General features: G+C 36.7%; 16 protein-coding genes. 11 read left to right on the top strand and 5 right to left on the bottom strand.

Translation table 11 applies throughout. The features are described from left to right. The first annotated feature begins 48 nt into the window (after positions 1–48). Both I5776_RS02755 and I5776_RS02760 read left to right on the top strand, forming a co-directional pair. Positions 49–525, top strand: coding sequence for a GyrI-like domain-containing protein (locus I5776_RS02755; RefSeq protein ID WP_202778861.1), 477 nt, complete (start codon positions 49–51; stop codon positions 523–525). Between the two features lie 37 nt (positions 526–562). Further along, positions 563–1,309: an aminoglycoside adenylyltransferase domain-containing protein gene (locus I5776_RS02760; RefSeq protein ID WP_202778862.1), complete on the top strand. Its 747-nt coding sequence runs from the start codon at positions 563–565 to the stop codon at positions 1,307–1,309. Positions 1,310–1,362: 53 nt separating this feature from the next. On the opposite strand, the gene I5776_RS02765 is transcribed toward I5776_RS02760, so the two are convergent. Next, a complete protein-coding gene (locus tag I5776_RS02765; protein WP_202778863.1) occupies positions 1,363–2,271 on the bottom strand; it encodes a LysR family transcriptional regulator in 909 nt (302 codons plus the stop codon). A gap of 230 nt (positions 2,272–2,501) precedes the next feature. On the opposite strand from I5776_RS02765, the gene I5776_RS02770 reads away from it, so the two are divergent. Beyond that, positions 2,502–2,963 (top strand): nucleoside 2-deoxyribosyltransferase, encoded by a 462-nt coding sequence (locus I5776_RS02770; protein WP_202778864.1) that lies wholly within the window; start codon positions 2,502–2,504, stop codon positions 2,961–2,963. Positions 2,964–3,078: 115 nt separating this feature from the next. Continuing rightward, a complete protein-coding gene (locus tag I5776_RS02775) occupies positions 3,079–3,456 on the top strand; it encodes an SET domain-containing protein (protein ID WP_202778865.1) in 378 nt (125 codons plus the stop codon). Positions 3,457–3,502: 46 nt separating this feature from the next. Here I5776_RS02775 and I5776_RS02780 read toward each other — a convergent pair whose 3' ends face one another. Together I5776_RS02780 and I5776_RS02785 are read right to left on the bottom strand one after the other, a co-directional pair. Next, positions 3,503–4,027, bottom strand: coding sequence for a hypothetical protein (locus I5776_RS02780; RefSeq protein WP_202778866.1), 525 nt, complete (start codon positions 4,025–4,027; stop codon positions 3,503–3,505). A 35-nt stretch (positions 4,028–4,062) separates the two neighbouring features. After that, positions 4,063–4,539, bottom strand: a complete 477-nt coding sequence (locus I5776_RS02785) for a DUF2975 domain-containing protein (protein ID WP_202778867.1) — start codon at positions 4,537–4,539, stop codon at positions 4,063–4,065. 163 nt (positions 4,540–4,702) lie between these two features. Here I5776_RS02785 and I5776_RS02790 point away from each other — a divergent pair, with 163 nt between their 5' ends. From I5776_RS02790 to I5776_RS02800, 3 genes are all read left to right on the top strand, one after another. Beyond that, positions 4,703–5,374 carry an HAD family hydrolase gene (locus tag I5776_RS02790; RefSeq protein WP_202778868.1) on the top strand — a complete coding sequence of 224 codons (672 nt, stop codon included), beginning with the start codon at positions 4,703–4,705 and terminating at the stop codon, positions 5,372–5,374. A 37-nt stretch (positions 5,375–5,411) separates the two neighbouring features. Continuing rightward, positions 5,412–5,585: a hypothetical protein gene (locus I5776_RS02795; RefSeq protein ID WP_202778869.1), complete on the top strand. Its 174-nt coding sequence runs from the start codon at positions 5,412–5,414 to the stop codon at positions 5,583–5,585. A gap of 107 nt (positions 5,586–5,692) precedes the next feature. Next, entirely contained in the window at positions 5,693–5,896 is a 204-nt protein-coding gene (locus I5776_RS02800) for a hypothetical protein (protein ID WP_202778870.1), read from the top strand. A 492-nt stretch (positions 5,897–6,388) separates the two neighbouring features. Here the strand turns inward: I5776_RS02800 and I5776_RS02805 are convergent, their stop codons facing one another. Together I5776_RS02805 and I5776_RS02810 are read right to left on the bottom strand one after the other, a co-directional pair. Beyond that, a complete protein-coding gene (locus tag I5776_RS02805) occupies positions 6,389–8,290 on the bottom strand; it encodes an FtsX-like permease family protein (RefSeq protein ID WP_202778871.1) in 1,902 nt (633 codons plus the stop codon). After that, the gene (locus I5776_RS02810; protein WP_202778872.1) at positions 8,265–9,035 is read right to left on the bottom strand and encodes an ABC transporter ATP-binding protein; all 771 of its coding nucleotides are present in this window, start codon (positions 9,033–9,035) and stop codon (positions 8,265–8,267) included. Before I5776_RS02810 ends, I5776_RS02805 begins: the two co-directional genes overlap by 26 nt. A 203-nt stretch (positions 9,036–9,238) precedes the next feature. Here I5776_RS02810 and I5776_RS02815 point away from each other — a divergent pair, with 203 nt between their 5' ends. From I5776_RS02815 to I5776_RS02830, 4 genes are all read left to right on the top strand, one after another. Further along, positions 9,239–10,228, top strand: coding sequence for a zinc-dependent alcohol dehydrogenase family protein (locus I5776_RS02815; RefSeq protein ID WP_202778873.1), 990 nt, complete (start codon positions 9,239–9,241; stop codon positions 10,226–10,228). Between the two features lie 69 nt (positions 10,229–10,297). Next, positions 10,298–10,765 (top strand): NUDIX domain-containing protein, encoded by a 468-nt coding sequence (locus tag I5776_RS02820; protein ID WP_202778874.1) that lies wholly within the window; start codon positions 10,298–10,300, stop codon positions 10,763–10,765. 346 nt (positions 10,766–11,111) lie between these two features. Continuing rightward, positions 11,112–11,777: a DNA-binding response regulator gene (locus tag I5776_RS02825; RefSeq protein WP_202778875.1), complete on the top strand. Its 666-nt coding sequence runs from the start codon at positions 11,112–11,114 to the stop codon at positions 11,775–11,777. A gap of 294 nt (positions 11,778–12,071) precedes the next feature. After that, positions 12,072–12,491: an organic hydroperoxide resistance protein gene (locus tag I5776_RS02830; RefSeq protein WP_202778876.1), complete on the top strand. Its 420-nt coding sequence runs from the start codon at positions 12,072–12,074 to the stop codon at positions 12,489–12,491. Positions 12,492–12,581 lie beyond the last annotated feature (90 nt).

The following is a 12,581-nucleotide window of genomic DNA, read 5'->3' on the forward strand; positions in this document are numbered from 1 at the left end:
TTATAGAAATTTCTTAATGTAGTCATATTTAGAAGGGGGAATGTAACAGTGACAAATCAAACTTGGCAAAATAAGACGGTTAAAATCCTTGACGAGCTTTTGTTAGTAGGATTTCGAGTTTTATGTTCTGGGGATCAGTACACAAATGAAATCTCAAAAACCTCATTGCGATTAAATACACGGATGAGTGAAATTAAACATGTGATCAATCCATCGCAACAAGTAGGCGCATTTGTTGTTGAAAACAGTTCTGATGATGAAGATGGCTATTGGATATGTTTTGAAGTATCTAAGTACGAAGATATACCTAACGATATGGTCACATTAACGATTCCATCTCAAAAATATGCTGTTTTAAGACATAGAGGCTCAAATGTTGAGATTATGAATGCCTACCAGGATCTACATTTGTGGATGAAAGAAAACAACTACAGAAGACAAAAAGAAAAATGGCATATAGAAAGATTCTATAATTGGATTGATCCGAAAAATGTGGATGTAGAGTTATTTGATACGATTCATTAAAAATAACTCTGATCGACTAAGGGAGAAGGAGCAGAAAATGTCAGTCGAAAAGTTTCTGGAAAAGGTTTGTTCATTATTTAATCATCAATTAAGTCCAAATTTAGTCGGAGTTTACCTGCACGGTTCTTTAGCAATGGGCTGCTTTCAACCGGAGAAAAGCGATGTGGATGTATTGGTTATCGTGAAAGAGAAATTAAGAACATATCAAAAGATTAATCTTATTCAAGATATTTTAGCATTGGAAACATATAAACTAGAAATGAGTATTTTATTGGAAAGAGACCTAGCAGATTTTCAATTCCCCACCCCATTTGAACTGCATTATTCACAGATGCATCGAAAAAGATATTTGCAGGAAAAGGATTATCTATGTGCTAATGGGGTTGATTCAGACTTAGCAGCACATTTGGTTATAACCTATGAACGAGGAATATGTCTGTATGGAAAACCGGTTCGCGAAGTATTTCATCCGATTAACCGAAAACATTATATTCAATCGATTTTTAATGATGTGGAGGATGCAGTATCTGAAATTGTTCATCAACCAGATTACCTTACCCTCAATCTGTGCAGAGTTCTTTATTTTCTATCGGAAGGGATTGTTTCTTCTAAAAAGGAAGGCGGGGAATGGGGAAAGAAAAAGGTGCAAGATCAGTACAAACCTCTCGTATCACATGCCTTAACTAATTATTTGGGAGAAGGCTCCAAACAAGAGTGGGATCCAATCTTCCTTCAGCAATTTGCTGCGTATATGCTGAAGGAAATAAGCGGATACAAAGGTTAACATTGGATCATCTTGTTTTTATATGTGTTAAATAATATGGCAATAAGCTTCACCTAGACATCGGATAAAGAATTTGAAAATTTCCTTTGAATGGCTTTTAAAAATATATCGGCTGCAGCCGAAAAAACTTGATGCTTTTTCCATACAATATTTAAGCCTGATTCAAGCCTAGGCTCTAGCGGTCTGAAACAAAGGTTACTATCACTGGATGTATTCACTATTTTATCGATGGTTACAGCATAACCGATGCCTTCTTCTACCATAATAGCGGCATTATATGCAAGATTGTATGTAGTCACGACGTTTAGTTTATCAAAATCCTCCCCAAACCAATCCGCAAATTCATTTTTAGAAAATGTCTGCTTCATTGCCTGTCGTGAACAGATTAGTGGAACATTTAATAAATCTTTTGCTTGAATGGTGTCTTTGGAAGAAAGAGGACTGTCTTTCCTCATAACAACGCCCCAAACGTCCGTTGCCGGGATATTGATATAGTTGTATTTTGATAAATCAGCTGGTTGAATTAAAATACCAAAGTCAAGCAATCCCTTGTCTAACCGTTCGGTCACATCGTCTTCGTTCCCGCTGTATAGGTGATATCGTATATTTGGATAACGTAACTGTAAATCCTTTCCCACACGTGCAATCTGTTTCATGGCGTCTGTTTCCCCACCACCTATGTAAACATCCCCACTTATTGTTTCTTCCATGGAACTGAATTCCGCTTCTAATTTATCGACCAAATCAATGATTTCTTCTGCTCTTCTTCGCAGGAGCATTCCTTCATCTGTAAGAATGATACTGTGACTGCTGCGAATAAACAGCTTTTTTCCTAACTCTTGTTCAAGATCTTTTAATTGTCTTGACAACGTTGGGTGTGTGACATTCAAAAAATGAGCAGCACCTGTAATGCTTCCTTCTCTTGCAACAGTAAGAAAATACCGCAAAACTCTAAATTCCATGTAACACTCCTCCTTTATAATGCATTAGTATAAATATTTTAGAAATACCTATCAAGTATATCTTGTTAGGAGATATAAGTTCTTCTCGCATACAAAAGACAGAGTAAGAATAATTTTGAAAATGTAGATTGAAAATCGTGAAACTTGATTAAAATAAAAATCATTATGTTGAGTACTTTTTATAAAAATTAATGCGTATCCCTTATATAAAAACATTGGAGGGAAGGAATATGGAAACAAAAAATATGAGGGTCGTACGAGTATTTATTGCAAGCCCCTTTTTTAATGAGGAACAAATTGACAGGGTAAAAAGATTAGAAAATGCGTTAAGTAATAATCCGTATGTTATGGATATTTTTTCAGCTAGATTTCACCAATATAAAAATTTGCCATTTGGATCTGATCAATGGAGAAAGGTTGTTTTTCATAATGATTTAAAGCATCTTAGAAGATCAGACGTAGTAGTAGCAATTCATGATTACGAAGGATCATGTGTGGATAGTGGAACTGCTTTTGAAATTGGGTATGCCTATGCAATGCAAAAGCCGATTATTTTAATTAAAGAGAAGGAATCAATACCAAATCTAATGTTAGTTGAAAGTATACGTGCGTATTTCCCAAGAGTTGAGGATGTTGCAACATATGATTTTATTAATATGCCACGTATTCCATATAAGGGCCCATTGTTTTAGTTTTTTATTTTATGAAAATGAACATCTTCACTTAACGCGTAAAATAAAAAGAGCCCATTAGTTAAATTAATGGTATAGTTAGAAAGAAAATTTTAAAAGTGAGTAGGCGAACAACATGATTGAGATAAAAACATCTCCACTAAGTAATGGAGAATTTAATAGAGGAGTATTTGCTACACGTGATATCAAAAAAGGAGTACTTTTACATGAAGCTCCTGTTATTTCTTATCCCAATGATCAGCATCAATATATAGAGCAAACATTACTTGCAGATTATGCTTTTGAATATGGAATAAATCATTCTGCAATCCTTCTTGGCTATGGAATGCTGTTTAACCATTCTTATGAACCTAATGCCATTTATGAAATTAATTTTGACAACCATACATTTGATTTCTATGCTTTCACAGATATAAAAGCAGGGGATGAGATACTAATCAATTATAATGGTGATGTCGATGACAAAGAACGATTGTGGTTTCTTGAGGACTAAGGGAGATGGAGAAGTTTTCAAAACGGCATATTGGTTAAGGGTGTAGTTATACCTTCCTTCGGGAACATCCCGTAAAAACAAAACAAGTAATACACGCCACCGATGTAACGATGATAGCGAATAGTAATCCAATCGCTTCCATAAACGTATCTTCTCCCGGATAAGAAGGTTTTAATGTGATAAACCAGATAAGAAACACAAAGGTTAAAAGAAGATAAAAGCTGCTTCCGATTGCGCCCATCTTCAGTTGATTTCTTTTCGTCCCTTGCCATGCTTTATTTATTATAATCCATAAAAGGATACTACCGAATACAGCAAAGAACATCACAAGTATATGTACAATTGGGATGAATAAATATAGTAACGCGAAAAGTATAGCAATGGTTGCAAAAAATAGAACAGCATTCACTAAAAATAAAAATAGTCCAGATAACCAATGATTTTGATACCAATATGCCGCTTGTAACTTATGGACTATTTTATTATTTTCTCCGATCATATTAATGATTGGATTTTTGAAGAATAGAACAAGCAGTACGCCCAAAAGTCCGATGAATAAAATCAATGACACTAACGTATCCCCCTTAAAATTTTATTTATTAACCCTCAAACCGTCAAATCATTCTCCTCTTTAATGTCAAGTGCGTTCCTTAAGAGTTCTTGAAGAACTGCAGCAAAGAATGAAATTACAAGGGTCGCAAAGATGATGACTGCACCAGAAAGGGCTATTCCAGGATGTAAGGCATTTTGCGATACAAGTACAATGATTCCAATTACATACAAGATAAAGATGGTTATTGCACAAATTTTTATATGTCCTAAAGATGTTACAGCAATATCTGAAAAGGCATTTTTCTTTTCAATAAAATGTAAAAGCTTTAGTCCTTGATACAGCGCAAGATAAAATGGGATTGCTGTCAGATATAAACCGACAAGGATTGGAAATCTCAAAAAAGCATATTCTGGATTTTTCTTTGCTGCCACGTTTGCAAGTTCCGGTAACAGGAAAACACATAGGGAGAGTATAATAATCCCTAATATGAAAATTGCGAGTTTTAAAAAAATCGTTGTTCCTTGCCTCATAAAAGCACCTCACTTTTTGATCATACCCATATCATAATCATTTATTTATCGTATTTCAATAAAATTTTGTTAAATATCAATATTATTTAGTGAAAAATAACTTTCAGTTTTTGGTATAATTGGTATAAAAGCTTTTCAGAGCAGCAAAGTGGGGGAAAATGAAATGTTGCAATCAATTATTTTTGATATGGATGGGACTCTATTTCAAACAGATAAAATTTTAGAAGTATCACTTGATGATACGTTTAACCATTTGCGGTCACTAAACTTATGGGATACAAACACACCTATTGATAAATACCGTGAAATAATGGGCGTGCCATTACCTAAAGTGTGGGAAGCTCTATTACCTTACCACTCTATTGAAGTAAGAAAACAAACTGATGCGTTTTTTCTAAAAAGATTAATTGAAAATATAAGAAGTGGAAAAGGTGATTTATATCCAAATGTAAAGGAGACCTTCACTTTCTTAAAAGAAAATAATTATTCAATTTACATAGCAAGCAATGGACTGGTGGAATATTTACAAGCTATTGTGAGTTATTATCATTTAGATAATTGGGTAACTGAAACGTTTAGCATTCAACAAATCCAAACGCTTAATAAAAGTGATTTGGTGAAAAAAATTATAAAAAAATACAGTATTACAAATGCAGCAGTGGTCGGCGACCGGCTTTCTGATATAAAAGCAGCTAAAGAAAATGAATTGCTTGCGATTGGATGTAATTTTGATTTTGCACAAGAAAACGAGCTTGAACAGGCCGATTTTGTAATAGATGACTTAATTGAACTAAAAACAATATTACCAAGAGCAGGAAAGTGCACATCTTATTGATGTAATTTAGCGAATGGGTGAGGGGGGAATTTGCTGAATGAGTATAGTTTGGTTTCTTAATGTAATTGGTTTGGTCTTTTCTATGATTGGAGTAACGCATATTAAAAATAATGATTATCTCGTATTTTTATATATTGGATTAGTTATCCAGACTATTGCTGCAGTGATTTACTACGTAGTTAAATATAATAATAGAAAAGCTATAAAGTAAATTAATGTGTTCTGTGGTTTTAGAAATGAATTATATTATACTCGTTTAAAATAGTATGTATTAAAAAGGATTGGGTTTATATGACAAAATAAAAAAGGGGTTAAATCATGAAAGCATTGACCGGGACGATTGCATTATCCGTTTCTTTTGTGTTATTCATTTATTTATACGGCTTAAAAGAAGAATTTTCGGTGAAATATAATCCGGGTTTATATATATTTCCATCCATATTGCTACTTATTGCAATCATATGCTTTGGGATGTTAGTTATACAATATGAAAGTGAAAGTGAAAGGTCTAAAAAGAAGTGAGTGTTAGAATGGCAATGAAGGTGATTTGGTGATATTTGGGTAATCGTGAAATTATTTACTCGAAAGTAATGGATTCGAGCAGATAAGAAGAGGAACCGTGTTCTCATCTACCCGAATGAAGCAGATGCGAGCAGATAAGAGGAGGAACCGTGCTTTCATCTACCCGAAAGAGACGGATGCGAGCAGATAAGAGGAGGAATCGTGCCCTTATCTACCCGAATGAAGCAGATGCGAGCAGATAAGAGGAGGAACCGTGCTTTCATCTACCCGAAAGAAGCGGATTCGAGCAGATAAGAGAAGGAACCGCACCCTTATCTACCTGAAAGAAACAGATTCGATCAGATAAAAAGAAGAACCGCGCCCTCATCTTCTCGAATGGAGCTGTCCGAGAAGGAAAAGAGAGGGATCGCGGTTCCTGGATGTTCTTTTGCAAGTAACTAACTGAGTGTCATCCCAGCCGATAACTTCCACCTTCGTTAATGTAATGTTTTCCTATACCATCTTCGTATATAAATGCTTCAAATACCGCCAACGTGCAATGAAAAAGTATACGACTTGAGCTGCCCCAAAGACTACAAAAATGATAATAGATGACTTTAACACTGAAAAGTCAACAAGACGCTGCAGAGCGAAAAAGGCAACGGACCCGTGAATGATCGCCATGACAATCGGCAAGAAGAATAGGAGTACAAGTTGTCTGGTTACGATTTGGTTAAGTTCCTTTTTACTTAGGCCGATTTTGGAAATCATTCGGTACTGCTGTTCATCTCGATCTAAATCTGCATAGAGGCGGAAATAAATGAAGCTTGCGGCAAAGGTAAAGAATACGATTCCGACTAGTCCACTTAGAATGAGCAAAAGACCATTCTCTTGTTTAGACGTTAACCAATTTAACACGAGTGAATTAAAGTTATAGTTGTCTGGATTTAATTTCTTGGTAATGTTTTGAGCCACTTCTTTTGTTTCCTGCCAGTTTTTTACGACGAAGCGATAATCTCTAAAATTGGATTCGTCCCCTTCCAAAAATTTTTCGTACATTTTATCTGAAACGATAATAGTGGTACTACCTATTTCCGGAAAAACGATGTATGACAAGGATTTTTTTATTGTAACGTCAGCTTTTACTTTTTCTTGAACAATCTCTAAATGCTTCGTGTTTTGTCCTTCAATTCGCCAATCATTTTTTTGTTTAACGGTTGTTGGCGTGAGAATGGCTTGACTCGTTGAAACAGTTTCTGTTGGATAACCAAGTGCTTTAGCCATTGCATTATAGTCACTAAGTTTAATCATGGTCGTATTATTTGTCGTATATATGGGCTTATATGATCCCATCCTAAATGGAATCTTCGCTTTTGTGAGCTCTTGTTGAATGGTTTGGATAGCTTCTTTATCTGCTTTTTCACCAAACGATGAGTAACTAAATGCATATGGATTAATCATTTCAGATAATCCCGAGTTACCTAATGCTAAGCATGTTCCAATTCCAGTGAATGCCGAGGCTGAAATGACAGATACAAGGAAGAACATAACTGCATTGTCCTTCATTCGGTACATAAATTCCGAAATCGTCACCATATTCGTTTTCTTAAAAAAGAAACGGCTATTCTTCTTTAAACTTCGTATCGAATACACACTAAACTGCGTAAATAAAAAGTATGTCCCCAAAATCGTTAAGCCGACTCCAGATAACAGCAAGCCAAGTGAAATAATTTGAAGAATCGCAAAGCAAAGCACCATACCGTAACCGGCAGCAAGTAAAACAATCGCTAACAAAGATAACCATGGTGAAGCTTTTGGCTCGGGCTTTGGTTTTTCCTCCGCCTTCACAAGCTCAAGGACAGTCCCTGTTCTTACTAATCTAGAAGTAAATAAAGAAATCAAAAGGAAGAGCAGAAGAAATGCACCCGCAGTAAGTAATGCGGCCTTGATTGGAAAATAAAATGATAACCCTTTATCAATTCCTAAAATGTTTGCACTTATAATTAATAGAAACTTCGAAAGGAAAGTTCCTACAACAACGCCGCCTATAATCGCAGCACATCCAATGATCATATTTTCAACAAAAAGAAGTCGATAAAATTGCTTTCTGGACATTCCAAGAATCATAAGAATACCGAATTCCTTTTTTCTTAGTTTTAGAAAGGCGCTAACTGAATACAGCAAAAAGAAAAATGAAAAAATGAATATAATGATTTGAGCTACCTTCATTCCCATCGTTCCCAATGCACTAATCATGTCGCTAGTCGACTTAAGCTCCCCTTGTAATTCGGGATGAAATAATAGCAGCGCATAGATGAAAAAGATCATAACTGAAAAGGCACTGCTCAAAAAATGGGCTAAATACGTCCGTTTATTTCGAAGAACGTTATTAATCGCGAATTGGCGAAGGTTCATTTGCAGTCCCTCCAATTCGTGAAAGATTCTCGATGATCTTTTGATAAAAGTCGGATCGATTCGTTCCCATTCGAATTTCATTCACTAATTGACCATCTTTAATAAAAACAACACGCTGACAGTAACTAGCTGCAACTGCGTCATGGGTCACGAGCATCATCGTTGCTTGTTCTCCCTTATTTAGTTTTTCTAGCATTTCCATTACGTCTTGTGCTGCCTTTGAATCTAAATTTCCGGTAGGTTCATCGGCGAGAACAAGTTTTGGCCGATTAATAAGGGCACGGGCAACTGCTGTACGCTGGGCCTGTCCACCGGAGATTTCATAGGTCCGTTTATCTAAAATAGAAGTGATACCTAATTTTTCAGCAAAAAGGTTTACTCTTTTGTTCATCTCCTCAATGCTCACACCATCTAATGTTAATGGAAGAACAATATTTTCCTTCACCGTTAAGGTTGGAAGCAGGTTAAAAGATTGAAAGACAAATCCTAATTCGCGTCTGCGAAAAATCGCCAATTTCTGATGGGACAAGCGATAGGGATTCTCACCGCCGATACGAATCTCCCCGGAAGTTGGGCGGTCAATCGTCGAAATCATATTTAATAAAGTCGTTTTCCCGCTTCCTGATGGTCCCATAATCCCTACAAACTCGCCTTGATTGATCGTTAAATCGATATTTCGAAGGGCTTCATAATTCACATTCCCTTTATACACTTTCCCTAAATCCCGAACAGTTAATATTTCCATAAAAGGTTCCTCCTCATGTTCGTGTGTATGTATTAATTAGTTCATACACCTTGTATGTGTATTATATGGTTAATACATTTATAAAGTCAACTGCCATTTTTTATAAAAGGAAGGAAAAATGGAGGGGTTCGAGAATACTAATCTATATATAGATTGGACATTGTATACTGAAAAAGATCCGCGAAAATGAAGGAGTTTTAATTTTGAAAGCAAATCGAGTGATGTTTCATGAATTTGGAAAACCGGAAGATGTGTTAATCGTTATGAATCAGCGGATAAATCCGCTCGCTGATGGGGAAGTTCTTGTTCGCATGAAAATGTGCCCAATTAATCCGTCTGATCTGATTCCGATTAGAGGGTCTTATTCTCACCGCATTTCACTGCCTGCCATTCCAGGATATGAAGGGGTAGGAATTGTAGAGGAGGTTGGTCCTTCTGTTTCGCATGACCTAATTGGTAAACGTGTCCTTCCGTTAAGAGGGGAAGGGACATGGCAAGAAGTTGTTAGGGCGCCAGCTAAGTGGTTAATTCCTATTCCCGATGAAATGGATGATACAATCGCTGCCCAGCTCTATATTAATCCGGTTACAGCTTTTGTTATTTGCACTGAAATATTGTATTTAGGACCAGGTGATTATTTATTAATGAATGCAGCGGGATCGGCAATTGGCCGGTTGTTTGCCCAGCTTGCTAGAATCATAGGGTTTCAATTTATCGCAGTGACAAGAAATCCTGTTTATACTGAAGAGCTGCTCAAACTAGGGGCTTCCCATGTTATAGACACTTCAGTTAGGCCCTTACAAGAATCGGTGATGGAAATAACAAATGGAAAAGGTGTAAATGCAGCGATTGATTCAATTGGTGGTTTAGATGGGACACAGCTTGCATATTGTGTCCGTCCGGAAGGCAACTTTCTAACAATTGGCTTACTGTCTGGCACGCAAATTCAATGGAAGGAAGTTTCGATGCGGACGAAAGTAAATGTTAAACTATTTCACCTTCGTCACTGGAATAAACAAGTTTCGGTTCAAAAATGGCAAGAGACATTTCACAAATTAATGACATTAGTGACTGAGCAACGATTAACATTGGCTTCACCCGAATCATTTTTCAATCTAGTGAAAGTACGGGAAGCGGTAAGAGAATCCGAAGCTTCGAATAGAAGTGGACGGAAGGTTTTTATAGAAATATAGTGTATATGGAAATAAGAGATCGGAAGGTGTTTCTATTATTTGCATACATATGATGGAGGTGGCGATTAAATGACTTATCCTATTAGGGTACGGGCGTGTGCGCTCATTATCGAAAACGACTCGATTCTTTTAGTTGAGTTTCAAGATGAAAGGGGGTTGCATTATAATTTGCCAGCAGGTGGAGTGGAACCTAATGAATCTGTTATTGAAGCAGTTAGACGGGAAGCGAAAGAGGAAGCTTCGATTGAAGTAGATGTCGGTCCCTTGGCCATTGTTTATGAATATGCTCCCCATTTAAACTCGAGTAAATTTGGAGAAACGCACTCTTTACAGTTAATGTTTGAATGTAAGATAAAAGATGGATTTATTCCAAAGCAACCGAGTATCCCAGACCCGAATCAAACCGATGTTAAATGGATAAAATTATCTGAGCTGAATGAGATTGTTCTATTCCCGAATATTAAAGAACAAATCATTACATATGTAAAACGAAAAAATAGTATTGAGTTCATTGAGGAACATGCCTTAGAAGGGTAGGTATTGAATGGCTATAGGGCCGGTTTTTTTAACATTATCCATAAGTAAATAAGATATTTAGCCAAATGCCTCTCCTCGGTTGGAGAGGCTAGAATAGAAATGATTGGAAAACAGAAGGAATGGTTTGACAAATATCGGAAGTCTATTAAAATAATAATAGTATTATCTGAATTTTCCCTTTTATATTAGTTAATCCGCAAGTTATTTCCCTTTTACTTTTTCCCTAATTGAAACCACTTTTCCCCACTCGCTTTAACACTCATTAATTTTAAAAATCTTTCCGAAGTTCAAATGTGATTTTGCATTTAATGATGATGATTACAAAACTTGATAGGAGGAGGAATCTATGGGATTTGAAGAAGAATATCAGGCCTTTTTGAATTCTCACTTGCAAGTAAGAACCGGAGAGCGGCTGCGTCGCTTACAGGAAGGTCATGACCAAGCTGAAAGGTTATTTTTGAAGAAAGTATGGTGGCCATCATTTTATCATTTCCAGTATCTTCATCCGGAATATGAAGTCGATGATTTTAAGGATGGCAAAAGGTATTTAGATTTTGCATATATTCGTCCAGGCATCCGGATATGCCTGGAGATTGACGGGTATGGTCCTCACCTAAAAAACATAAGCAGATGGCAATTTTCCGACAGCCTGGAACGTCAAAACCAATTGGTGATTGACGGATGGACAGTGATCCGTTTTTCTTATGACCAAGTAAAAGAGAAGCCTCGTCGATGCCAACAGATTGTTCAACAGGTGATTGGCCGATGGCTGGGTGATGAATTGGACCAGACCTCTCTAACCTTTCTTGAAAAGGAAGTTCTTCGGCTAGCGATTCGAAAAGGAGAAACCATATCTCCTATAGAAGTCGAAAAGTATTTGAAACTAAGTGACAAGACGGTAAAAAAAGTACTTTCCCGACTAGTTGATAAAAAGATGCTGATGCCCGCATCTGGAATCAAGAGGGTCCGCTCATATCGATTGGGGGATCGGGTAAAGCACCCGATCAGATAAATAGGCGGAAAACTTCCGCTTAAATGGCTTAATAGCTTTGAAAATGACTTGAATAGACGGAGGAATTCCGCCTATTGCCTAGAAAAACGTGAAAATGGGGGATTTTGCTTTGCATAACCGGAAAAACTCCGTTTAAATACCCCAGAAACATGCCTCATCCTGTATCTAACCGGAAAAACTCCGTCTATTTTCAACTTAATTAAGGCCAAGACAACTTCTTTTTAAATGGAAGTGGTTTTAAACATTGCCAAAAGGGAATCAACTAATAATAGGAACATAAAGGAGTGATTTTAAATGAGTAAAGTGTTGTTTACATCTCATGCAACGGCAAAAAGTGGACGGAGTGGCCATGTGAGATCGGATGATGGGTTAATTGATTTAGATTTAGTAATGCCTACTGAAAAGTCGGACAAAAAGGGGTCAAATCCTGAACAGCTATTCGCGGCTGCTTACTCAGTCTGTTTCGATGGAGCGTTAAATTTGGTGGCTTCGCAAAAGAAAAAGGAGATCGATTCAACTACAACAGCCAGTGTAAGCTTTTTAAAGGATCCGGATGATGGAGGCTTTAAAATTGCCGCCACTTTAACGGTTGAAATTAAAGGTGTAAGCCAAGAGGAAGCTGAGGAGCTTGTTGAGGCAGCCCACCAAGTTTGTCCTTACTCTAAAGCTACTCGCGGAAACATTGATGTTGAGTTAAAACCGAAGGCAGTTTAATTCGATAGACGCATGAAAAAATACGAAAGGCTAAAACTAATCGTAACAGCTTTAGCCTTTTTGATACAGGACTACAGACAATTTCCTCAA

This window comes from Heyndrickxia vini (assembly GCF_016772275.1).
GTDB classification, from domain to species: domain Bacteria; phylum Bacillota; class Bacilli; order Bacillales; family Bacillaceae_C; genus Heyndrickxia; species Heyndrickxia vini.